The organism is Paenibacillus sp. FSL H7-0756 (assembly GCF_038006765.1).
In the GTDB taxonomy this organism is placed as follows: domain Bacteria; phylum Bacillota; class Bacilli; order Paenibacillales; family Paenibacillaceae; genus Paenibacillus_AQ.
Genome location: NZ_JBBOVT010000001.1, coordinates 2,865,699 through 2,887,203, shown reverse-complemented (window position 1 = coordinate 2,887,203; position 21,505 = coordinate 2,865,699). Strand labels below are relative to the sequence as shown.

Genomic DNA, 21,505 nt, shown 5'->3' with positions numbered 1-21,505 from the left:
GGTCGCCAATTTCAATGTTGGCTTCACAATAATGTAATCGGTTTCATTGAAAAAAACTGCCGGGAACCTCCCGACAGCCTAAGTACTCTCATATTCACTCCCCTCCTCCATCTACAGCGTAGAATAATAGATAAGATTGAGGCTGTTATACACGATATGCACCACAACTCCCGGCCAGATAGAGCCGGTCTTGCGGAACAGGTATGCTACCAGAACGCCGACCATGAATGCGTCTAACAGGATCACGGTGAATCCATGAACCACGCCGAAGATGGCAGCACTGCCTACGATTCCGGCCCATGGGCCATAACGGTTCAGTGCATTGGCAATGACGCCGCGGAATACAAATTCCTCGCTGAGCGGCGTGAGGATGGCCCCGGTGATAAGCAGAATAAACATGGAGAGCGGACCGCCTTGCGCTGCCGTCTGGAAGTCCGCCTGGGTGTTGATCTCGGTAATAAAGTGATAATAGATTCCTTCGATCACAAAACATCCCCCGAACGCGGCAATCCCGATGACGACCGCCACCAGCAGCCATTTCCGCTCCGTCCTCCGAAACCCGAAAGCACGTAAATTGCGAATCCGCAGGGCATAGGCGGCGAACAAAGCCAGGAAGCCAATCAGACCATTGCCCGCGCCTCCGATATTAATCCGCAAAATGGCTTGCTCATCAGGAATTTGAAGCATCCAGACCCCAAGGATTACGACGCCGATCATATAGAGGGACAGTGCAGTTAGGATCTCCGGCCAGCCGGGCCGGGTGTGAGGTTGTTCAGACAGAGATGGACTGCTCATTGCCATTCCCCCGATCGTGACCTTTTTTACTCATGCTATTTTCCTCCTACTCTTCTCATCGAAGCTCAAATTTACTGCTTAGACCTATCCTACCAACCCCACCGGAACAGAACTTAAACGAACCGCTGAATTTTGGCTTAATTTTGTGCCCGCTGTTTAGGTTCTGTTAAGATAAATATGCTATTTTGAACAAGGGTGACAAAATGCCAATTCTATCCGATATTAAAATCGCTATCATTGACGACGAGCCTTCGATCATTACCATGCTGCAAATGGTGCTTCGCCGCGAAGGTTTTCAACAACTGTACGGGGCTTCCACTTGTACTGAAGCTATCAGCCTGGTGCAACGCGTGGTCCCCGATATTGTCCTGCTTGACATTATGCTTCCTGACGGCAGCGGACTGGAGCTCTGCTCCAAGATCCGCGAATACGGGAATCCTTATATCCTGTTCCTGACAGCCAAGGCCACTGATCTCGATATCCTAAAAGGCTTTGCCATGGGCGGGGATGATTATATCACCAAGCCCTTCAACCCTCTGGAGGTAGCCGCAAGAATTCAAGCGCGTATACGCCGGTTGGAGCCGGAAGCTCTGGCGTCTGCTGCTGCGAAGGTTCCCGATGAGGGAATTTACCGGTTCGGCCGCTTCACCCTCAACGAGGCGGAGGGCGAGCTGACCGTAGAGGGACAACCCGTTCCTTGCCCTGCACAGGTCTTCCAGTTATTACTGCACTTCTGCCGGCATCCCGGAATTGTTTTCTCCAAAACCCAGCTCTACGACAAGGTCTGGGGCATCAACGGCCAGGGCGATGATTCGACCGTGATGGTGCATATCCGCCGCATCCGGGAGCGGATCGAACTCGATCCCGGCGATCCGAAGCTGCTGCTTACAGTACGCGGTCTCGGCTACAAGCTGGTGAAGGAGCCGGAGGAACGATGAAAATCCAGCAACGTATGGCCTTCCACTTCACGTATCAGTTGATTTTCTATGCGCTGGCGATTGTGACCATTGCCTTGGCTGCCTGCATCATGTTCTTCCAGAACATGACCAGCAATGAGATCCGACGGAACTTTCCGGTTGGCGTCCTGGAGCAGATTGCCCAAGAAGCCCAGTACAAAGACGGGAAGCTTCATATCTTCTCCCAGTGGAACAAGCTTATCGAGGAGAAAGGGATGTGGCTGCAGGTGGTAAATGCAGAAGGAGAGGTCGTCTACAGCATTAACACAGCACCCTATCCTGCACTGCCTGCCTCCTACTCCACCGCTCATTTGCTCGATATTCAAGAGACACGGAGACTGGGGTCTTATGCTGTGCAGACGCAACTGAATTTCTCGTTCCAGGACCCGCTGCTATATGTGCTCGGCTATCCAACTCCTGATCTTGACCAGCTCACGGCTTGGTTCAACGCTTATGGACAGAAAGGCTTGGTGAGGAGTGAGGCGGTTCCCCTCTTGGAACAGCAGCTTCGGGAGACTGGCAGTTATCTGCAAGTGATCGATTCTAAGAGTAACACTGTACAAGGCATTGGCGATCAAACGTATGTAGACAAGGCATACCGGCCGCTCGACATTCTGGCCATCCAGCAGTCTCCGGACAACTATGACGCGGGTATTGTAGCCCACCGGGACGAGCCGAGCGGGATGACCTGGATCGTCTACACGCCCCATGCAGCGGGACTCCCTCTGAAGCATCCTGTATTGGAGAACGTAACGCCGAGACTCATCTGGATTGCAGTACTGATCCTGATTCTCGCGCTGTCGATCTCCATCTGGCATGGCTACCGCTACGGGCGGCCCCTGATTCTGTTCGCTGGCTGGTTCGAACGTATGGGCCAAGGACAATACGACGAGGTGCTGACCGCCAAAGATAAGCGCAAGGTATTCCGCCGGAATGGCACCATGCGAACCCGCAACAGGCTCTATCAGGAAGTGATTCAAGCCTTCTATCAGATGACTCATCAATTGGCTCAGATCGAGCGGGACCGCAAGAGGCTGGAGAAGGAGCAGGCGGAGTGGATGTCAGGGATATCCCATGATCTGCGCACCCCTCTGGCCACGATTCAAGGCTACGGATATATGCTAGAGAAGCTGCCTGAGCAATGGAGCCAAGAGGAAATGCGGGTCATGGGTGCGACCATCCGGGAAAAAGGGGATTATATGCTGGAGCTGATCTCCGACTTCTCCCTGATCCATCAGCTCAAGCAGAGCGACTCCATCATGGTGCGCCGGGAGACCGATCTGGCAGAATTGGTGCGCTGCGCCGTATTGAAGTACGTCAACGATGCCACCATGTCTGAGTATCGGTTCCAATACACCGGGGAAGAGGATTCCCTGCTCATACAGGCAGATGCCACCTGGTTACAGCGCCTGATGGACAATCTGCTGTCCAATGCCGTCAAGCATAATCCGCCCGGCACAACCATTACCGTCACTCTTACCCGGGTCAATGACAAAGCTTGCATACGGGTACTCGATAATGGCAAAGGAATGGACGAGGAAACACTGCATCATCTGTTCAACCGCTACTACCGCGGAACCAATACCGAGGAATCTACAGACGGCTCCGGGCTCGGGATGAGCATCGCTAAGACCATCGTCGAAGCACACGGCGGAGAAATTAAGGTACATTCGACAATTGGGCGGGGTACGGAATTTGAGATTGTTTTGCCGTGCTGAGGGAAACAAAAAGGGTTCCAGTTCTAATGAACTGGAGCCCTTGTTCCCGTTAAGGCTGAATACTAACCTTTGTCGCGTACCACTTCCCGGATTTCAATTTCAGTGTTAGCTGAACAGGTTCTCTGAATCCAAAATCATCATCATCATATTTCTGAGTCACATATACTTTTGCACCTGCGAAGTAGTGCAGCGGCAATACAAAACCGATGTGATGAACGCTTGAATTGTACTCAAAAGCATCAGATGTCATCCCGCGTTCAACAGGATTACTTTTGCTGTATACTGATGGACTCATGTAGTTCATATCAGCGTCCTTCCTCATCGCTTCTTCTAATATGATCTTGGTATCATGCGATATCCATGCCCCAAACGAGATGTAGGTAATAATAAATAGAAGAATGAATGAAAGGAGTACGATTCTCTTTTTCATGGGTACCTCCTTTTAAAAACCATATTTCCATCGCTCTGTAGAGTATACTACGTGGATTTAACAGCTTACATCTTTTATTGTTGAACACAAAGTATTCTATCGATGAAGGAGATGAGCAAGTGGAAAGTATCCTAGAGAGCCTGTACCACGGCAACTTGCATCCCGATGAAAATGTCATACCCGATGACCCTCAGTACTCTATTTTAAGAAAAAGAACATCTGAGATCATAGAGGTTTGGAAGGGACGGCTTTCAGCAGAGCAATTCGACGAATTAGAAGCACTGTTAGACTTGTATGGTCAAACTCATGGCATGGAGTTGGCGGCTAGTTTTAAGTATGGCTTTCGCCTGGGGGCGGGGATTGTGGTAGAGGTTTTGATCGGGGAGGAGGGGCTTGCTGGTCGGTTGAGTGCATTTCCAGACAAAGCTGAGAGTAGTTAACAGGATATTGGCCGCCAGAATCCGACGCATTTAAAGTCAGATTTCCATTATAAATCCATCCCTGTTTCCTCACACTTTTATACTCATTTCAATCCTGCTTCTCCTTATCAGATCTATGATCTAGCAAAAAATCCAGCCACAGAACATGACTGGATTTTTATTTTATTGTAATTGATTAATTAATGTGGGCCTTTGGTTGCTACGGGCCACCAATCCGCATCACTTACAACTGTCATTGTAATGTTCCCTTTATAGGATGCTCCTGGACCTCCAATAGAACCAGGCGTAAGTCTGTGACCTACATGAACACCTCTAGGAATTCTATACATACCGTTATCTTCAATGTAAGCGTGTATATCTGCCCCACCTTTGGTGTTATGGTCGGAATCAATATGTGTGTTAAAATCCACTACTACTGTACCATCTGGAGCTTTCAGATCTTCCCCATAGTTTTTTCCACCAGTGCCTGGATCACGATGGAAATCCCAACTTGCAGTTGCTTCGTGAAGCTTACTTTGATCAAAATCAGATTTATCCGGGAAGCCTGGAACTTTATCACTCACTTCAATCAACCTCCTTATTAGTTAAATGCAAATGTAGTATTTATTTTAAAATGTGAATTTATTCACATTAACTGATGAGTTATTTCAAAAAAAGCAAATTAACGGACAGACAGCCCGCTTTTCTTGCAAGAAAGCTAATCTAACGTGACAATCTGTCATAATACCTTGCCTGACTTTATCCAGATATATAATTTCTATTGTTTAGCCGGTTCTCATCCTCATGACCAATCTTCCCAAAAATTCAAAATGAACATTCGTTTGTTTTTAACTCAAACGAATGTTCTCTAATTAATCCTGATTATATGCGTTAACTCCCATAATTATGTACTTTTAATGTCTTCAATCTATATATCCCAAATATAAGAATTAATGTTTAGACGAATTACATTTTTCGTCTTAGGATAGTCAAGCAACATGAATACATATTTTCCAATGAAAGGAGAAATGAAACTATCAGTTCGTCGGATACATAAGATGGTTATAGAAATAACTTAAGAAAAACATTATGTGAGGAGATTAATATGAAAAAAATCGTTATGTTCCTAACAATATTCATGTGCTTTGCAGCAACTACTGCATTTGCTTCTCCATCAATTACTGGTTTACAATTTGATGGAACAGTATACAGTGGCACCACTACTGTTCGCAATTACGACACTAATGAGCTCATTGCATCTGAGCCTATTAATGTAAGTTCAATCAAGCTACAAGGTGCAGGAGGATCATACACTGGTAGTAACGGTTCTCCTAATGTAGTTAATGTAAGCATTATTGCTGATTCTGGGACTTATCAAATAGGTACCGTGGGATACAATAATGTAATATCAGTGGGTTCGTATCAAAATATCAATAAAATAATATTAACTGGTACTAATAGAGCAAGTTCTGTTAATGTCTTAATAACTATAACACCGGCGGAAACATCAACGCCAACGCCTATACCAACGGCCACACCAACACCAACATCAACGGTTGCACCAGAGCCCACACCAACCTTTACTCCAACACCAGCATTGAAACCAACTCTTGATGCTAATATTGCTCCAGAAAAAATCGGTCTAGGCAAGGAGTTCACGGCAGATATATCACTAAAAAACGTGAAGGATATTTATGCTGAAGACTTTGAAGTGAAGTATGACAAAGAGCATTTGCAATATCTCGGGTTTGAAGAGGTAACCGGTTATAAAGTATACAATAAACCTGTTGATCAAAACGGTGCTGTCCGCTTTGTAGTAGCAAGTCAGGGTGAAGAATACGGCATCAACGAAGATACCGTTGTCGTAAAACTCAAGTTTAAGGCCAAAGCCAAAGGGACTGCAGTTGTCGATGCAACTAAAGCGAGGATTGCAGATACCGAAGAGGAATATGACCTGGAGAAAGATAACTGCTTGGAAGACAGTGTCATTATTGAGGCAATTGACGTTAACAAGTCTGGTACATATACCCTGGTTGACCTCGCAATCGATGCCAGGTACTTCAAGTATTTCGCCCCCGATGTTGATCCGGTTAAGTATAATGCTCAACAAGCCGGTGATGAATATGTGAATGATGATGACTTGCTTTTTATTGTTGATCAGATTTTAAATAATCCGGATTACTTGCCTAATACCTAAAGAACGATAAGAAAATGTATATGAGGGGTGTAATAATTGAGAAAGTTAAAACTAATGTTAGCTTTAGTGTTAATGTTTGCTGCTTTGCCTGTACAAGGTGCTTTTGCAAGTGTTGGTTCAGGTACAGTATATATTGATTTTGGTAGTAATGGACAAGATATAGCTAATTTTAAATTCACCGGTACAGGTACTGGAACAGATCTAAAATTTTTTGATATTAATGGGAAGCTATTTTTCGGTACTCCAGTTGGTTCGCCTGTGCCTTTAAGTGGTAGTTTTATAAATGCGCATTCGATATATGTTATGCGATATATGCAAGTAACACTTAATGCGGGAGCTACTCTTACAGATGTGTCGTGGACTAGCTCAACAGGAAGCACTGGAAACACTACAAACATTTCGACTACCAACCCCTTTCTAGACCCATCGCCGACACCAACGGCAACACCGACAGCTACGCCTGCACCAACAGTTCATCCTACACCTGTTCCTTCACCGACAGCTACTCCGGAGCCTACAGCAACGCCAACGCCTTCAGCAACGCCAAAGCCAACTGCAACACCAGAACAACCATCGAGTGATCGAGCGCTGCTTACAGTTACGTTTATCAACGGGACCGAAAAGGAATACGACCTTCCAATCGCTGAAGTTGAAGCATTCGTAATCTGGTATGATGCCCGTGATGCAGGCAGAGGCCCAGGCTGGTTTGCAATTGATAAGCACACGAATAACAAAGGCTCTTTCAAAAAACGTAAAGATTATGTAGTTTACGACAAAATCCTAACCTTTGAAGTAAGCGAGTATACAAGACCTGAATAATCCTTACCAGCACTTACCTCCTCTATCCAAAGTAGCCAAGAGCTAAAATTGGATAGAGGAGTTTTTTGTTTGAACACGCAATTTTATGATTATCATAAAGATCTTTATTTTGGGAGGTGGATTATATGTGTGGAAGATTTACTATAACTGTCACCCTGGAAGAAACTGATTACGCATTACCTGATCGATGACAGCAAGATAGCTATACTGAAACCAAACTATAATGTCGCACCTATGTATAACATCCCAGCTGTGATCGCCACTGATGATGGCAAACGTCTTGGGGAGCTTCGTTGGGGGCTTGTGCGGTTTGGTCCAGGGATGATAAGGTCGGCAGCAGGATGATTAATGCTCGAGCTGAGACAGACCGTTGCGCAGAAGCCTGCTTTCAAACGTTTGTTGAAATCCAAGCGCTGCATCATACCAGCGGATGGATTTTACGAGTGGAAAAAGGACGGTTTACCAAACAGCCTACCGAATTTTAATGAGTGATGGCAACATATCCTTTTCCGGATTGTATGACACATGGGAATATCCGGAAGGCAAGAAAATCAGCACATGTACCATCATCCCCACAACCCCAAACAGTTTGATGGCTGATACATGACCGTAGCCAGTGATCCTCCGGTCGGAGGATCAGGCCGATTGGCTGGAAAGAGATTATGACGATGTCAAATCCTATTAAAGCTGCTGAGGCCATATGATGCATCAAAAATGCGGTCTTATAAAGTCCCCTCGACTGTAGGTAATACGCGAAATAACTCTGAAGAATTGCTTGAGGATATCAGATAAAAACAAACCAGACGGGCATGTGCCTGACGGGTTTGTTTAAGTAGGCTCTGAATTTAAATCTATCTCGTCTAAACCAGCTTCCGGCGATCTTTATTTAATTTTTTCAGCAAATTCAGTAATTGGTAAACTCCCGTAAATACCAATTCGTTTAATTTGGTAATTCCCTTCAGAATCATTAGTGCTAATATATTTGCCATCATCAGTTGTAACCGCATATAAGTAGCCAGTATTTTTTATGGTATCAATAACATTTGAATTGTACCCACCTACTGGATATGCCATTACGTTGACAGGCTTATTCGTTATCGCAAATATTTTTTGTGCTGATGTAATATACTCCAGGCCTTCATTTACATCTGTTCTTCGAAGATCCACATGGTTATAAGTATGACTTTGAAACGAAATAATACCGCTATCGCTCATGGTTTTCATTTGACTAACAGACAAATAATTAACATTTGGATTATCAATATACGAGCCTATCATAAAAATTGTAGCTTTTGGATTGAAAGAACTCGTTTGCATTCCCTGTAATATTTGATATGCCTGCATATTATTAGCGTAACCATCATCAAGCGTTATAATGATGGGCTTCTCATAATTTTTATAGTTAGCAATTTGATCAAAAGTTAACATGGTATATCCATTATCTTTAAGGTACTGCATCTGTTGTTCGAAATCCGTTGCCGATACAGCCCCAGTACTGGGATCACCAATTTCATGGTACATCAAAACAGGAACCTGTTTTGCAAATATATTAATCTTAACCTGACCAAGTAGAATTGAAGTTCCATCCACTAACTCACCATAAACAATTACATGATAAATTCCATCTCGATTGCTGAAGTCTGAAATATTGACCGTTGAATTCCAACGATTATTTACATTATCATATGTCATATCGTACCACTTAGAATTATCTATTCCATCTTCATCTTTCCAAACAGCAAAATAAGCGCTTGTCATATTAGGGTTAATCTTATATGCATATACAGGAAATGAATCCCCTTTAATGGTTTCGTTACTAGAAGTTGCAGGGTTTACATTAACTTTCGTATTTGAAATGAGATTGTTTGATCCGTCTGCATTAGTCTTAAATATATTCATTTGATATTCGCCAATCTTATAATCAAAATTTTGAATATCGATATTATCTACATACTGACCACTAGAGTCCTTTGTCATTCCAAACCATTTTGCTGTATCTATTCCATCTTCAGTTCTCCAGACAGCATAAAATACCCCTTGAACATTTGGTAAATCTCTCGCATATAGATTAAAATTAGATTTATATGTATTTGTTTCACTAGTCATAACATCTAAATAATTCACCTTAAGCTCACCAAGAAAGTGCTCTGCCTTCACGCTCGTTTGTCCTGGATAATTCGTAATCCCATTTTGATAAACAGTTATTGTGTATTCACCTGGGGCGTTAGAAAAATCGCTAAAATATACTTTTGAAGACCAGCGATATACATTACTATTATCTTTTTGCATAGAGTACCATTTCGCCGAATTTGACCCTTCCGAGGTTTTGTAAACAGCAAAATAAGGACCAGTATCAATAGAATTATCCGCCTTATGCCACCCCATATACCATATATCACTCGCGGATACTTCAAAATAATCTTTTGTTGTATTGGCACTATCAACAACTAGTTTTCCATTACTAGTAATAGTATTTACTTGGGCATGTGCTGAAAATGAAAATATACTCATACAAAACGTTAGTAATAAAAAAGACAAGCATATTCTTTTTGACATAATATAATTCCTCCCCAAGTTAAGAAAACAAATTCAGCAAAAACAGATGTAACTAACATTATATTTGTAATGGAACATTATGTATATGTAGGCAAGGAATTTTTTCCTTCATGCAAAAAAACACCCTGCCATTACTGACAGGGTTAAATATGAGAAAAGGTTATTCTGCTGAATATTCATCCACACTGAACGTGAGGATCTTATCAAAGATTACATAATCTTTACGGGCGCTAAAGGGCCCTTTATTATTGTTATGTTTGGTGATCGCGTACTTGGCTGGTCCTGTTCCAGCATCTCTTGCATCATACCAATTCAAGAAAGCACTGACCTCTTCAGCCGAAAGATCATATTCTTTATCAATACCAGTTGTTAGTGTAATAGTAAGTATAGCACGTTCTCCTAAAGATTCTGGATCGGGCTGATTAACCTTTTGCGGGGTAGCTGATGCTTCATTTGAATTCAGACTTTCACTACTTCCGTCCGTTGCTGATACTACGTAATAATAAGTCATACCATTGATAACAGTATTATCCGTGTATGAGTCACCTGTAACATTGGGAGCGATTGAAGTGTATGGTCCTCCTGTATCGGTAGCACGCTTTACATTGTAACCAGTTGCACCTGTAACAGGTGACCAAGAGAGATCAACCATCTTATTTTTCCCAACTGCAACTAGATTTAATGGAGCCTCTTGTTTAGAGCCGATCAGTTCCATCTCAGCTACCATAATACAATAGCTGTTATTTCCAATATTATTTATCAATTGGACTCTCCAATATCTGTAACTACCAGTTGGTTTCCATACAAATTCTTGAATAGTATCATTTCCTAGTGCGCTACCTGAATATTGCTTTTCCCAGTTAGAATTATCATTTGAGGCTTGCACAACAAAATCCTTCATATCATATTCATATGATAGATCAGCCTTATACTTCAACTTTGAAATGGATTGTTCCTTACCAAAATCAACAGCTATCCATTAAGTTTTTTGTCGCATTAGTAGAAAATCCTGCATTATTTTCGATCCAAACATTATCAAATGCTTTCTCAGGGCCAAAGTTCCGGGTATCGCCCGGTCTATTCCAAACACTACTTGCCGAAAACGCAGAATTTGGTAACCCATCTGTTAAGTCTACTTCTCCAGTAGCATCAGCAAACGCATGGTTTTGAAATACAAACATTGATAGTACCAAAGAAAGAGAAATTATCGTCTTAATCATTACACTTTTCCAACGTTTCAAAAAATCCATCTCCTTTAATATGTATGCATCAAGCCTACACCAAATAAAGGCGAACAAACAGTCTGTTTATCTACAGAAATTTACAATACACTTAAGAGTTCTTGAGGTAAAATGTGGAATCGAACAAGATATCAGCCATCAATAATGCACGAAATTAGGACATTGGTAAATTGAAAGGAGTTTATAATGGCAATAATTTCAGAACTAAAGAATGTTCATGTTTTTGCTGAAGGAGATGTGACCGGAGATTTCTGCGAATCCTTAGTTCTAGACATTGGTCCTGCAGATGTCTCTGGTGCTGATCAATTCTATGCTACAGTTGGGACTGCTCAAGGGATCGCGGATTTTCTTAGTACCAGACCATTTATAATTTGCAGAGGATTTGTGGTAGTTCCTGAATTCAACTTAAATGCCATTAAAGATTGTATTCAAGTTAGAATTTCGGAATGTGCTAAGGATGACTGGGAACAAACTGCATTGTCAATTAACAGGCTTTTTCCTTGGGAGTATGATGAAATGAAGAACTACAAACATTTTTCGCAAAATTAATAAAAGAATTGTACCCGTGAGCACTTTTTATTTAGTGTTTAATGTAAAATGCATAGTATATTCCCTATTATTCTGATAGACTATTTTTGCTAATTATTATCAGATTAAGGGGCTGTTCATGATGATGTTATTTATTTGGGGATTTATTGTAGTGCTCATTATCGGTATTGTTTTTGCAGCAAAAAAAGGAATTAAACAAGGGAATGAGCTAAAAGAACAAACCAAAAGTATCGGAGCGTTACAGGGGGTATTCGCAAAACATGTGGAGGGACTTGGCATTGGAAGTGTCGAGTGCAAGATTTTTAGATTTTCTGATCGAGTACTTATTGACTCAAGCAGACAAAGATTTGAAATCTATCTGACGCAATTCAGAGCAGCTGAAGTTAAAAGTATGCAAGAATTGATCGATAAAAGTAAAAGTGTTGTGGGGCGTGCAATGATTGGAACGCTTCTTGTACCTGGGTTAGGAACAATTGTCGGTGGAATGTCCGGAATAGGAAATAAAGAGAAAACTAGTCACTATATGATATTTAACTTTATAGATGCTCATGGTGAGTTGTCAGCTGTAACTTTTCAAGACACATTTGCATTTGGTATGAAGGATTTCTGCCAAGGCTTAAATAATTCTCTGCCGAACGACGAGGCCAGTGTCGTAAGACTTTAACTAATAGCCCGCCGACCAGCTAAGATTGACGGGCTTCTGCCTCCCCTTCGTTACAATTGGGAGAGGTTTTCCCATGTTCCCTGGTGGTTTTTTTGGTATGTCCTCAACACAATCTAATTATCAACTATTTCCTCCAATCATTCGCACCGTTTATGTTCGTTTCCCCCATATCCATACTCATCGCTTCTCTCTCGTTACAATGGGCTTATTTCATTATAAATTTTGTGTGCTATAGGCATATGCCGTGATGGATATGGGTTGTAGTCCATAGACTGTTGACGAGATAGTAATTGAGGAGGTTACCCCATGGAAACGAGTTATCAACAAGTTGCCTGGAATTGTATGAATAAGTATGTCGGTATTACTACAAGTGATGGTCAGTCTCACGACGGGTTTATTGCTCAAATCGATCAGAACAACGTTATACTTGCCATTCCCACAAATGAAATGATGGGCCAGATGAACGGAATGCCTGCTAACGCAACAGCCTACAGACAATTCGGATACTATCCGGGATTCTACCCGCGCCGCCGCTTTTATCCAAGACCGATTCCCTTTGGTGCCATTACAGCTTTATACTTGCTTCCATTTTTTATTTAATAATGATTAAGGAATTCGTTATTGCATGGGCATCCGCCCAGTTCTTTAAGTGGGCATTAGCATAGGATGATGTATAACCATTTGGGAGGTAACAAAGTGCTGAATAATCAAATGTATCCCATGCAGCAACAAATGCCGCAAGCAATCATGGTCTATCCTATTGATCCCTACGTAGTCGAAACCTTAATGTCTGTAAAAGGTAAACAGGTATTGCTCGAAACCACTCGCGGAGGGATTAGCGGCTGCTTAGTGGAAGTCAAGCCAGACCACGTTGTATTGGATATCAGGGGCCAGAAATTTTTCGTACGAATCTGTGAGATTGTCTGGATCATGCCAGAATAGTTTTTGTGAGGGAGCTACGAGAGTAGCTCTTTTTTTGATAGATAAGAATCTATAAGTTTTGGGGTCCCCGCAAAGTACCTGAGTCATCACCTACGCTAAAGCCCCACTTTGTGGGGTTGTTTTGCATACAGCAGTTGTTCATGCGGCAACAAGGTTGACGGGGGTTCTGTTATTAGCTTTTCACAATCCTATGTTAAAATAAGGTACGCGAATAACAAGGGAGATTTAACATGTTGAACATTACATAGATCTAAAGATAAAGCTTTTACAGGAGGAACTGTATGTTTGACCTTAATGATTATTTGCAAAAAGAGCTTGCAGAGCTCGTGGATCGGCATACTCATATAGATGGTCCCCACTCTACATTAATTTCGTCCCTCAGCTTTTCCCGTTGTTCTATTCCTTACCATTCTACCGAGACTGAACCTCCCTACAAGCTTAACAACCCTTCACTATGCATCGTCGTTCAAGGTCTCAAGGACATAGTCATTGGTAAAGAGCGCTTCAGATATGGCCCACCACACTACCTTGTAGCCTCTATGGATTTGCCGATCATTGCCGAAGTGCTGGAAGCAACGCCCGAAGTGCCCAACTTAACCTGTAAAATTGAATTTACGCCCGGCCATATTTTAGAGCTGGTAAGCGATGATGCACTTAAGGCGAACTCCAAGGGTTCATCCAGACGCGGTATGAATGTTGGCAAATTGGATATTCCCCTGTTAGATGCTGTTGTGAGGCTGGTTCGGCTGCTGGATACACCTGAAGATATTCCTGGTCTGGCGCCGCTTTTCGCCAAAGAAATTCTATACAAGGTACTGCACGGTGAACACGGTGACTCCTTAAGACAAATTGTAACGGAGGGAAGTCCTAGCGTTTATATTAAAAACGCAATCGAGCACATTCTGAATCATTATCAGGATTCATTCCGCATTGAGGATCTGGCGCAACTTGCGAAGATGAGCGTTCCGTCGTTCCATAGGCATTTCAAGGAAATCACCGGCATGAGCCCGATTCAATTTCAAAAACAGCTAAGGCTTCAGGAAGCCCGCCGCCTCTTACTATCCGGATCAGAGAACGCAGCAGATGCTGCTTATCAGGTGGGTTATGAAAGTCCGACGCAATTCAGCCGGGAGTACTCCAGGATGTTTGGCGCTCCACCCAAAGAGGATATGAAGAAGTTTAAAAGTCGTCCGTAATAGGATTAGGCAACTTTTTGAGCGGATTGGAGTACCGGGGGTTTGGGCATTCGCTGTATATTATGAATACCTTCAATAAGGTTCAACAAGAATAAAATTTATTCAGGAGGTATTTATGCAATATATTAAGCTAGGCCACTCCGGTCTCGAAGTTTCACCGGTCTGCATCGGCTGTATGGGCTTTGGAGATCCCCACAGTGGTTACCCTGGTTGGGCGCTGGGCGAGGAAGGCAGCCGCCTTGTGATTAGACACGCACTTGAGGCAGGCATCAACTTCTTCGATACCGCTAATCTGTATTCGCACGGAACCAGCGAGGAGAGCCTCGGCAGAGCGCTCAAGGATTACGCTACACGGGAGAACGTCGTCATTGCCACCAAGCTGGGAGCTCCCATGCGTTCAGGACCTAACTCATTCGGGCTCTCACGCAAAGCGATTATGACGGAAATTGACCACAGCTTGCGACGTCTTGGAACGGATTATATCGACCTGTACCAGATTCATCGGGCGGACCCTTTTACCCCTTGGGAAGAGACACTTGAAGCCCTTCATGATCTCGTAAAAATGGGCAAAGTGCGCTATTTGGGCGCCTCCACCATGAGGTCTTGGCAGTTCGCAAAGGCGCTGCATCTCCAGAAGGAGAACGGTTGGGCCCGCTTCATCTCCATGCAACACAACTACAACCTGATCGCCCGCGAGGAAGAGAACGAAATGATCCCGCTCTGTGCCGACGAAGGGCTTCAGACCCTGGTCTTCAGTCCGCTATCGCGGGGCGTCCTTGCCCGGCCTTGGGGTACACAAACGCCCCGCTCCGAGACCGAAACCGGTGCTGCCCAATACTATCAGGCAACTGCCGCATCCGACCAAAAGATTGTGGAAGCCATCGGTCAAGTTGCAAAGGAACGTGGAGTTAGCCGCGCCGAAATCTCACTCGCCTGGCTGTACCGCAACCCCGTCGTAGCCGCCCCCATCGTGGGAGCGCTCAAAACCAGCCATATTGACGATGCGATAAAAGCCCTCTCGATCAAGCTATCCGACGAAGAAGCGGCAAGGCTGGAAGCTGCTTACACCCCTCGCATCGACGTAAACGTGAGAAATTCCGACCCGAAATCGATTGCCCGTATGGCCGCAACTGTTGGGCATGAGGTTGCGATTCCGGGTGGGGGGAAGTGAAATGAACGGAGTAAGAGGCCCATGCGGGGTTGCATGGGCCTCTTTAACTAACGTAACAACTTTACCCTCTCAATATTTAGTGAACAATAAAATTAGATCTCTAAATTCACAATTCTTTTAAATCCAAATGATTCAATTAAAGCTTGTTCTTCAGTTTTTAATTTTGGAACTGCCCAAACTATTGAATATTTAGCTCTTGTATTAGCGACATAGCCTATTCTTCCAGATTCAAGCTCTTTTTCAAGCCAATGTTTCCAATGACTGCCGCTGCTATTTCCTGAGTTTCGACGGTTTGAGACAACCATTACGCTCTCAAAGTCTTTACCTTTGGCCGAATGAATGGTGTTTATCGGTACCATAATTAAATTGTCTTTTGAATTAAGAATAGTAATTTTATTTTTAGCTGATCCAGATGGGGTTCTTAATTTTGATAAAGTTTTAAAAACCCTCTTCTCAGTATCAAAATCAGCTAGTGACTGATAAGCTTTTTCTAATATTGGCAAAAAACAAGCATTATAATTCTTATACCAAGTGGAATATTCGATATCTCCAACATTAATTAAACAATCATTGGCTGCACATTCTTCTAAGAAATTCTTCAAAAAAATTCTCCATTGAAACGCAGATTCGATTGCATTTGGACAATAATAATTCTTCTTTGTCTTAGCTCCTCCAAACCACTTATGCATCTGTTTACCCCCAAGTTCTAATGCTAGCAATCGAGATTTTGGAGTATTCTCAAGCCAAAGTTGTAATGCATCTATTATAAAATGTTTGCTTCCTATTAGATTTATTTCAAGTTCTTGTTTCAAAACTTGTTGTCTAACCAAAATAGCGGATTTTTCATGAGAAATATTTACTCCATTTAAAAACTCCAGGTATTGTTCTGTTATCACTGATAAATCGCTGTACTCCAGATAACTAATACTCCTTTCACCTACCTTATCAACCCCATGACCACGGATAGGTAACGTTATACCCATCAATCTATTCGATAGCTCAACTATTGAATGGCAGCTTCTAAAATTGTCTGTCAAACGATACTTATCAAAGTCAGATAGAAAAACTTTTGTTGTTTCAGGATTGGCATTTTTAAACTCGTATATAGATTGGTTAAGATCTCCAATGAAATGAAGAATTGTACCCGCCTTTTTAAACTCATCGAGAATATTTATTTCTACCCATGATAAATCTTGGCATTCATCAACAAGAATAATTGGAAAGCGAGAAGCAAGAAGTTCAGTTATCTTCGAATCTTTTCTCAAGATGTTAAGTGCTATGTTATTAATGTCTTCAAAATTAGCAAAGCCATCCTCATAGAAGCTATTTTTCACTTTAGCTAACTGACCTTTTATGTAATCATATCCTAATGCCGTATTATTTCCCGATTTCACTCTATATTCATTAATAAATTTTTGAAATTCAATTGAATTATAAAGATCTTTTAGTGAAGTTTTTTGATTCTCTGATTGATGCAAAATAACATCATTAATTTGATAATCAAAATAAATTTGATTTGCATAGTAGTCATGACGACCTGCATTATTATTTGTATAGGGAAGTTTATATTTTTTTAACCAATGATTATCAAATACTTCTAAATTTTTATCCACTAATCTGTACGATTTATCACCACTCTGGTTTTTATGTTTAAAAAATTTGTAGCCAAAATTTTGCGAAATAAAACCATGTATGAAAGCTGATAATGTACCAATAAAATGAGGAAACATTGAGCTTGAACCCGAGAATTTTACAACCCGCTCCTTAATAGTATCTGTAGCTTCATTGGTAAACGTAAGTACAGCAATTCCTTTATTTCTCATATTCCATTTACATATTTCATAGGCAGTTTTCATTCCAACAACTTCAGTTTTTCCGCTTCCTGCACAGGCTTCTAAGAATACATTTTTATTAATAGGAGAAAGGACATATTGTAACTGTTGTTCCGTCTTTTCTCTTACCTTATTTTGAATTATTGATGTAAAACTGTCTGTTTCCTTATTATTTTTGCACAAAATACTTATAATTTCTTGCTCCATTTCTAGCCTATTCATCAATTTCAGTACCCCCGATTGCCCAATTAATAGCTTTTTTTATATACCCAGGAATTCTAATGAGGCTACTAATTTCGGAATAAACTTCAATAAGATTTGACGTGGAGCCATCAGTCTTGTCCATACAACTTCTTATTTGCTCTTCTAAAGAATCAGCTAGTTTCTGTGCAAAAACTCCTTTGCCAACCTCATCAGCATCAATATGCGTAAAAATAAATTCAGCATCATTTCTTAATAACTCTTCGTCATCAGAATACTGGTTATTCCTTGCAATAATAGTTTTGCAATATGCTTTAACAGATCCATCTTTTGACCATACATCGTGGAGAACATTAGCCAATTGACGCGTGTTTTTTTCAATTGCTAAGTCATACTCAAATGTTTTTAAAGGAGAGTGGTATAATCGGCCCCACTTACCCATATTAATTTCATCTACTAATTGTAAAGCGATATTTGCTCCTATAGGTGAGTCACTTGGAAGGGGATAAACATCCTCTGCCATAGTTACCGGATCACCATTTTTATCACTCTTCATTACTCCATTTTTATCATATACAATTACCTTAATCTTTGGCGGATCATTATCAGTGATTCCAGCACAATATATTGGTATATGCGATTGGCTTGTAGCTTCTTTGAAATTTGAAAAAAGTCTCATAAAATGCTTAAAGTTAATACCATTAATATTCACTACTGATACTCCAGCCTCTTCCAAGGAATTAGGTAACATATTATTGATACCACCATCTAGAGCTTTTTTATTATGCTCTGCTAATACTATTTTAGCGAACGTAGGTAGAAGCATCGCTTCACTTATTCCCTCTACAAGAATGACTCCCTTGGAAAATAGTAAAGCCGATTTCGTCACGTCTAGCCATCTATTAATATAACTTTTACTTTCTCCTAGATTTATCTCCTTTAATGCAGTTGCTATGATTCTATTCTCTTTATAAGCAACATGAATCAAATTGTCAGTATCAACGGAAGAAGCTAGGACCGGAGAATGTGTTGTAATTACAACTTGTAAATTTTCAATTTTTCGAGTAAGCTCTTCCAAATATTTAATGAATTTAACTTGAAGTTGTGGATGAAGATGCGCTTCAGGCTCCTCTATAAGTAATACTGTCATCATATTATTGTCTTTTAGTAGCTCAAGTTCCGCAAAAACAGTGGCTATGTATAACAAGTTATTATATCCCAAACTGTTGATTGAAATATCCCTAAATTTTTCGGGATTGTTTTCCTTGATTCCCGGAAAGAAAACCATTTTTATGCTCTCTACAATTTTATTAAAGGTTGTTTCAGCAAACTGCAAGTTAATGCTCTGTCCAAGTCTTTGACCTAATGATTCTTCTAATTTGGTATTAATGTTCTTCTTAGCCATTTCAATCTCATTATAATTCTTATCGGCATTACTTGTTATTTGCTCATTAAAACCTTTGACACTCCTTACAAGTTCATCTTTATTATCACCATATTGTTTTTTTAATAATTGTGCCAACCTTGATCTTTTTCCATTAACTAGCTTTTCCTCAGCATCTCGAAGTGGAGGTAAGTATATGCAGTCAATACAATCAAATGTCTCCTCTTCAAAAATGCTTGATTTTGAAGCGCCACCCCATATTTCTTTTTTATAGTATCCTTTTCTGTTCGGATTGGCGCTAACTTCAAAATGTAGTTGTGCGTTAAAATCAGCATCACACCATGATAGAAAAGTAACTTGTTCGTCCGAATTGAGGGATTCGATTTTTAGGTCAATTCTAATTTCTGAAGCTGAGAAGTCTTTTTCTAATGAAACATAAAAATCATCCTCATCAATATTCAAATATGAGAACTCATTTTCTCGTAAGATGAGCCGTAGAGCATTTATGATTGTGGTCTTTCCTGAGCCGTTTTCACCAACTAGAATATTGAGCCCTTTTTGTAATTTAATAACCGACTTACTCTTTGAATTTTTATAACCTGTAACATCTAAGTTAGATATGTACATATATTAATATCTCCTTTCTATTGATACAAAAATCTCATTCCAAATACGCCTAAATTTATAATTCGACAAGAATTCTCAAACCCCCTCCATAAAACCCTAAAATTAGCATATAATTCATTATTTAAAATTTTAATTTGATAATAACTATGATTCTTAATACAACAAAAGGCTTACTAGCCTATTACTTTGACTTACTATTCCTTTACCTTCCAACCTTCAAAAAGCTTCGGTGAAGCCAACCTTGTTCCAAATTCATCTATGAAATAAACAAACACTCTATCATCACCTGTTATTACGTACTTGTAATCTAATACTACTTGCGAAATTAAATTTCCGTATGATTCAACAAACCGTTCTTTCTGAAAATCTTGAGAGTTATACCATGAATCTGAAACCGTAACGTCAATCTGACTCCAACTGTTATCACGTGGTTTTATTTTCAGAATTGCGCCGTCCGCCTGCTTGTATATTTCTTTCAGCTTAGCTGCCATTTTTTCAGCGTTTTGTTTCAAACGGTCAAATGTATATACGACTTTATTATTATTATCTACCACTTTATAGACTATGTAGTTTGTACGCCCTTCGTTATAGGTTAGGCTCGCTACAGCGCCTGAAATGGTTCGAGCTGTTTCTTTAGTAACTTGCTTTTGGGCCTGGTTAAGGATGATTTTAATTGTCCTATCTTCATCCGATATTAAATAGTAGTTAATCAGAGGATACCAAGACGTTTCGCTGAAATTGTATTCCATTTCATTTTGTAGTGTACTTGGAGTGAACAACGGAATGCCTTCACTAGTGTTCTTCACTTCTGTTTCAGGTGACTTCATGCCGTTGGTACCAAAATAAATGCCCAGGAGTATTACCGCTAGCACACCAAATAGCGAAACCCCTTTTCCACTATTACTTTTCATGTTCACTCTCCTAAACCATCATTTAAACAGTGTAAGTATTATTTAAAATATTCTTTCCAATTATTATATTTCCTGCATATGGAATTAGGCTCAATCATTTTGACTTACAAAAAAGCAAACAAAAAAAGAGCACCCCAAGGCACCCTTTTACTCCCTCAATTAACTCCCTACTCCCCCGGCACATACTCAACCAACTCCGACAGCTTACACTGGAACGTATCGCATAACCTGACCAGCGTCTCCAGCTTAACAGTCTCCAAGTCGGTCTCCCGATACAGTTTGTTAATCGAATTCCGGCTCAGGCCTGATTTCTCCATCAGCCCGGTGATGTCGTCGATCCGGTGTTTGGCCATTAGGATTCTTAAGTTGCTTCTCAACATGAGGCTTAACTCCCCTCCAGTTAGTATGTATGTATTAGAGATGCTCCACCTTCCATTATCCTTATAGAGTGAAATTTTAACTTTACAATATCACCCGCGGGGTTATATAATAACCTTATAAGGTTAACGACAGGGAGGTCTCTGGTGTGTATAAATCTTTAGAAGCTTTAACCGATCCCTTAATTCGTATCCGGCTGGAAGGGATGTACCGGGAACTGCTGGTTACGGATGCTGCGTATAACATGCTGCTGCAAGAGAGTGTTCATTACTTCCACCAGCTTAGGAACGCCCTACCCGAGGACCAGCAGGATGCTGCTTTCCAGTATGAAGATACACAACTCTCCATTCAAGCCATTACAGAACGCTCCATCTACCTGCAAGGCTTCAAGGATGCGCTCTATCTCTCCAATGAGCTGCGGAGTTCCTCTACTGCTTAATTCTATCTTAAGCGTACATTTCCCTGTTTCTGTGCTGTATGCTTTACACTGCTTCTATCCTGCAAGCAGTTTCTAACCTA

24 protein-coding genes are annotated in these 21,505 nt (G+C 41.2%); 14 read left to right on the top strand and 10 right to left on the bottom strand.

From position 1 onward, the window contains the following. Positions 1-111: 111 nt before the first annotated feature. Positions 112-795 (bottom strand): CPBP family intramembrane glutamic endopeptidase, encoded by a 684-nt coding sequence (locus NST04_RS12815; RefSeq protein WP_341184535.1) that lies wholly within the window; start codon positions 793-795, stop codon positions 112-114. Positions 796-998: 203 nt separating this feature from the next. Here NST04_RS12815 and NST04_RS12810 point away from each other — a divergent pair, with 203 nt between their 5' ends. Beyond that, the gene (locus tag NST04_RS12810) at positions 999-1,733 is read left to right on the top strand and encodes a response regulator transcription factor (protein WP_341184534.1); all 735 of its coding nucleotides are present in this window, start codon (positions 999-1,001) and stop codon (positions 1,731-1,733) included. Further along, positions 1,730-3,469, top strand: coding sequence for a sensor histidine kinase (locus NST04_RS12805; protein ID WP_341184533.1), 1,740 nt, complete (start codon positions 1,730-1,732; stop codon positions 3,467-3,469). The genes NST04_RS12810 and NST04_RS12805 overlap by 4 nt, the downstream gene beginning before the upstream one ends. A gap of 49 nt (positions 3,470-3,518) precedes the next feature. Here the strand turns inward: NST04_RS12805 and NST04_RS12800 are convergent, their stop codons facing one another. Beyond that, positions 3,519-3,899 carry a hypothetical protein gene (locus tag NST04_RS12800; protein WP_341184532.1) on the bottom strand — a complete coding sequence of 127 codons (381 nt, stop codon included), beginning with the start codon at positions 3,897-3,899 and terminating at the stop codon, positions 3,519-3,521. Between the two features lie 119 nt (positions 3,900-4,018). Between NST04_RS12800 and NST04_RS12795 the strand changes: the two genes are divergently transcribed. Further along, positions 4,019-4,339, top strand: coding sequence for a DUF6809 family protein (locus NST04_RS12795; RefSeq protein ID WP_341184531.1), 321 nt, complete (start codon positions 4,019-4,021; stop codon positions 4,337-4,339). Positions 4,340-4,518: 179 nt separating this feature from the next. On the opposite strand, the gene NST04_RS12790 is transcribed toward NST04_RS12795, so the two are convergent. Next, a complete protein-coding gene (locus tag NST04_RS12790) occupies positions 4,519-4,902 on the bottom strand; it encodes a hypothetical protein (protein ID WP_341184530.1) in 384 nt (127 codons plus the stop codon). A gap of 521 nt (positions 4,903-5,423) precedes the next feature. Here NST04_RS12790 and NST04_RS12785 point away from each other — a divergent pair. The 4 genes from NST04_RS12785 to NST04_RS12770 all read left to right on the top strand — a co-directional run bounded on the left by NST04_RS12785 (position 5,424) and on the right by NST04_RS12770 (position 7,941). Continuing rightward, positions 5,424-6,515, top strand: coding sequence for a cohesin domain-containing protein (locus tag NST04_RS12785; protein WP_341184529.1), 1,092 nt, complete (start codon positions 5,424-5,426; stop codon positions 6,513-6,515). 36 nt (positions 6,516-6,551) lie between these two features. Beyond that, positions 6,552-7,334 carry a hypothetical protein gene (locus NST04_RS12780; protein ID WP_341184528.1) on the top strand — a complete coding sequence of 261 codons (783 nt, stop codon included), beginning with the start codon at positions 6,552-6,554 and terminating at the stop codon, positions 7,332-7,334. 348 nt (positions 7,335-7,682) lie between these two features. Then, positions 7,683-7,826, top strand: a complete 144-nt coding sequence (locus tag NST04_RS12775) for an SOS response-associated peptidase family protein (protein ID WP_341184527.1) — start codon at positions 7,683-7,685, stop codon at positions 7,824-7,826. Further along, positions 7,765-7,941, top strand: a complete 177-nt coding sequence (locus NST04_RS12770) for an SOS response-associated peptidase family protein (RefSeq protein WP_341184526.1) — start codon at positions 7,765-7,767, stop codon at positions 7,939-7,941. The genes NST04_RS12775 and NST04_RS12770 overlap by 62 nt, the downstream gene beginning before the upstream one ends. Before the next feature lie 275 nt (positions 7,942-8,216). Here NST04_RS12770 and NST04_RS12765 read toward each other — a convergent pair whose 3' ends face one another. The 3 genes from NST04_RS12765 to NST04_RS12755 form a co-directional block, all read right to left on the bottom strand. Beyond that, the gene (locus NST04_RS12765; protein ID WP_341184525.1) at positions 8,217-9,890 is read right to left on the bottom strand and encodes a GBS Bsp-like repeat-containing protein; all 1,674 of its coding nucleotides are present in this window, start codon (positions 9,888-9,890) and stop codon (positions 8,217-8,219) included. Positions 9,891-10,050: 160 nt separating this feature from the next. Next, a complete protein-coding gene (locus NST04_RS12760) occupies positions 10,051-10,827 on the bottom strand; it encodes a hypothetical protein (RefSeq protein WP_341184524.1) in 777 nt (258 codons plus the stop codon). Between the two features lie 28 nt (positions 10,828-10,855). Beyond that, on the bottom strand, positions 10,856-11,131 hold the full coding sequence (locus NST04_RS12755; RefSeq protein WP_341184523.1) for a hypothetical protein: 276 nt from the start codon (positions 11,129-11,131) through the stop codon (positions 10,856-10,858). 186 nt (positions 11,132-11,317) lie between these two features. Between NST04_RS12755 and NST04_RS12750 the strand changes: the two genes are divergently transcribed. The 6 genes from NST04_RS12750 to NST04_RS12725 all read left to right on the top strand — a co-directional run bounded on the left by NST04_RS12750 (position 11,318) and on the right by NST04_RS12725 (position 15,653). Continuing rightward, complete coding sequence (locus tag NST04_RS12750; protein WP_341184522.1) at positions 11,318-11,680, top strand: Imm8 family immunity protein; 363 nt, start codon at positions 11,318-11,320, stop codon at positions 11,678-11,680. 118 nt (positions 11,681-11,798) lie between these two features. Next, positions 11,799-12,344 carry a hypothetical protein gene (locus tag NST04_RS12745; protein WP_341184521.1) on the top strand — a complete coding sequence of 182 codons (546 nt, stop codon included), beginning with the start codon at positions 11,799-11,801 and terminating at the stop codon, positions 12,342-12,344. A gap of 306 nt (positions 12,345-12,650) precedes the next feature. Continuing rightward, positions 12,651-12,944 carry a phosphatidylinositol kinase gene (locus NST04_RS12740; RefSeq protein WP_341184520.1) on the top strand — a complete coding sequence of 98 codons (294 nt, stop codon included), beginning with the start codon at positions 12,651-12,653 and terminating at the stop codon, positions 12,942-12,944. 111 nt (positions 12,945-13,055) lie between these two features. Continuing rightward, the gene (locus NST04_RS12735; RefSeq protein ID WP_341185236.1) at positions 13,056-13,286 is read left to right on the top strand and encodes a DUF2642 domain-containing protein; all 231 of its coding nucleotides are present in this window, start codon (positions 13,056-13,058) and stop codon (positions 13,284-13,286) included. A 281-nt stretch (positions 13,287-13,567) separates the two neighbouring features. Then, positions 13,568-14,482: an AraC family transcriptional regulator gene (locus NST04_RS12730; protein WP_341184519.1), complete on the top strand. Its 915-nt coding sequence runs from the start codon at positions 13,568-13,570 to the stop codon at positions 14,480-14,482. A gap of 115 nt (positions 14,483-14,597) precedes the next feature. Then, the gene (locus NST04_RS12725; protein ID WP_341184518.1) at positions 14,598-15,653 is read left to right on the top strand and encodes an aldo/keto reductase; all 1,056 of its coding nucleotides are present in this window, start codon (positions 14,598-14,600) and stop codon (positions 15,651-15,653) included. A gap of 92 nt (positions 15,654-15,745) precedes the next feature. On the opposite strand, the gene NST04_RS12720 is transcribed toward NST04_RS12725, so the two are convergent. The 4 genes from NST04_RS12720 to NST04_RS12705 form a co-directional block, all read right to left on the bottom strand. Beyond that, a complete protein-coding gene (locus NST04_RS12720) occupies positions 15,746-17,692 on the bottom strand; it encodes a DEAD/DEAH box helicase (RefSeq protein ID WP_341184517.1) in 1,947 nt (648 codons plus the stop codon). Between the two features lie 7 nt (positions 17,693-17,699). Beyond that, the gene (locus NST04_RS12715) at positions 17,700-19,697 is read right to left on the bottom strand and encodes an ATP-dependent nuclease (RefSeq protein WP_341184516.1); all 1,998 of its coding nucleotides are present in this window, start codon (positions 19,695-19,697) and stop codon (positions 17,700-17,702) included. A 194-nt stretch (positions 19,698-19,891) separates the two neighbouring features. Next, a complete protein-coding gene (locus NST04_RS12710) occupies positions 19,892-20,608 on the bottom strand; it encodes a hypothetical protein (RefSeq protein ID WP_341184515.1) in 717 nt (238 codons plus the stop codon). A 167-nt stretch (positions 20,609-20,775) separates the two neighbouring features. Continuing rightward, entirely contained in the window at positions 20,776-20,988 is a 213-nt protein-coding gene (locus NST04_RS12705; protein WP_341184514.1) for a helix-turn-helix domain-containing protein, read from the bottom strand. A gap of 146 nt (positions 20,989-21,134) precedes the next feature. On the opposite strand from NST04_RS12705, the gene NST04_RS12700 reads away from it, so the two are divergent. Continuing rightward, a complete protein-coding gene (locus NST04_RS12700; protein ID WP_341184513.1) occupies positions 21,135-21,425 on the top strand; it encodes a hypothetical protein in 291 nt (96 codons plus the stop codon). Positions 21,426-21,505 lie beyond the last annotated feature (80 nt).